2 protein-coding genes are annotated in these 960 nt (G+C 65.9%); both read right to left on the bottom strand.

What is annotated here, in order from left to right; translation table 11 throughout:
- Positions 1-192: IS4/Tn5 family transposase DNA-binding protein (locus tag VTU_RS0121145; protein ID WP_010108422.1), on the bottom strand; the 192-nt coding region annotated here is incomplete at its 3' end.
- A gap of 179 nt (positions 193-371) precedes the next feature.
- A partial coding sequence (locus VTU_RS29145) for an FAD-dependent monooxygenase (RefSeq protein ID WP_010108421.1) occupies positions 372-960 on the bottom strand: 589 nt, incomplete at its 5' end.

Raw genomic sequence — 960 nt, 5'->3', positions numbered from 1 at the left:
GATGTCTTCCCACTGGACCTCCTCATTGCCAAAGAAGCGGTAGGCTCCGATGGTGTCGGCCCAATCGCCGCAGGCTTGGGGGATACTGGCCGTGGGCTTGGCGCTCAAGCTCTCGATCAGGTGGATCGCACGCTGTTTGCGTCTGGGGTCCCCCAGGTTCATGCTCTTGAATTCCGTGGCTACCCAGTTCATTGTGTGCTTTCGCTATGAAATAGGTAGCATAGCTTATGCTCGGGGGCTTGTGTATAAAGAGATGCCATCAACCCATTGCCCGAACTGGGGGGCAATGCTGATGCGTAACCGCTCAGCACAGCCCCTCACAACCAAAACAAGATGGAGCTGGAGAGCCCTGGAAGGCTGGGGTGAGCGCATCAAGGAGTTTGGCCTCCTGCTGGTGCAGCGTCGCCCCGGTACAGCCAGGGCATGTCCAGCAGCCGTTCCCCCAGCAGGCGCAGCGCCAAATCACGTCCCCGGCGCAGGGGGCCGGTGGCGTGGAAGATGCGGCCGTTGCGTATCGAGCGGGCCTGTACGCGCGCGTTGCGCTGCCAGCGGGTGAGGGCGTAGCGGCGCAGGCGCTGCGGAACGTCGAGCGCGTGCATGCCCAACGCGCGCTGCAATGCGTGCGCGTCTTCGAGCGCCATGCCGGCGCCCTGCGCCAGGTAAGGGGGCATGGGGTGGGCGGCGTCGCCCAGCAGTCCCACCAATCCGCGTGCCATCTCGTCGGCGCTGCGCACCGGGGGGCGGTCGCACAGCGGCCACAGGCGCCAACCAGGACCGCCGGCTGCGCTCACGCTGTGCACCAGATCCTGCAACGCACGGCAGCAGCCTTGCAGGGCCTGTTCGAGCCCGGCGGCGTTGGCGGCGTGGTCCCAGTTTTCCAGATCTTGCGGCGCGGGACCTTGCACGATGAGCACCAGGTTCTGCAGTTCGCCCCGGCGCACCGGGTACTGCACGGCGTGC

It is taken from the genome of Verminephrobacter aporrectodeae subsp. tuberculatae At4 (assembly GCF_000193225.1).
GTDB classification, from domain to species: domain Bacteria; phylum Pseudomonadota; class Gammaproteobacteria; order Burkholderiales; family Burkholderiaceae_C; genus Acidovorax; species Acidovorax aporrectodeae.
Note: the sequence above shows the minus strand (reverse complement) of the source record. Positions and strands in the feature narration are given on the sequence as shown.